Source organism: Bradyrhizobium sp. NBAIM01 (assembly GCF_020194115.1).
GTDB lineage: Bacteria > Pseudomonadota > Alphaproteobacteria > Rhizobiales > Xanthobacteraceae > Bradyrhizobium > Bradyrhizobium yuanmingense.
In genome coordinates this window covers 1-398 of sequence record NZ_JADYVU010000040.1, presented here as the reverse complement: position 1 = coordinate 398, position 398 = coordinate 1, and the positions used below count along the sequence as shown (strand labels likewise).

The following is a 398-nucleotide window of genomic DNA, read 5'->3' as shown; positions in this document are numbered from 1 at the left end:
CTCGAAGCGATCTACAAGGTCGCCATCGCCGGCCACGGCGATGACTGGACGCTCACCCTTTCGCCCATCGACACGCGCATGCAGCAAGTGGTGCGCACCATCACGCTGGAGGGCACGCGCGATGTGCTGCGCAGCGTCGCCATCCGCCAGGCCGACGGCGATCATTCGCTGATGCGCCTGCAACGCGTGCTCGGCAACTAAGGATGGCGCGCACATGAAACGCTTGCACGCCCTGCGTCGCCCTGCGGTGCTGGTCTGGTTGACTGGCCTGCTGCTGTGCGCGGTCGTGATCGGACGTACCAGCTTTACGGCGGACCTGTCGGCGTTTCTGCCGCGCTCGCCGAGTGCCGAGCAACGCGTGCTCGTCGACCGGTTGCGCGAGGGGCTCGTGTCGCGCC

General features: G+C 67.3%; 2 protein-coding genes. Both read left to right on the top strand.

Annotation, left to right across the window (positions count from 1 at the left end; translation table 11 throughout):
- Positions 1-201: LolA-related protein (locus I6F31_RS36265; protein WP_225187066.1), on the top strand; the 201-nt coding region annotated here is incomplete at its 5' end.
- 13 nt (positions 202-214) lie between these two features.
- The coding region (locus I6F31_RS36260) for a hypothetical protein (RefSeq protein ID WP_225187065.1) at positions 215-398 on the top strand (184 nt) is incomplete at its 3' end.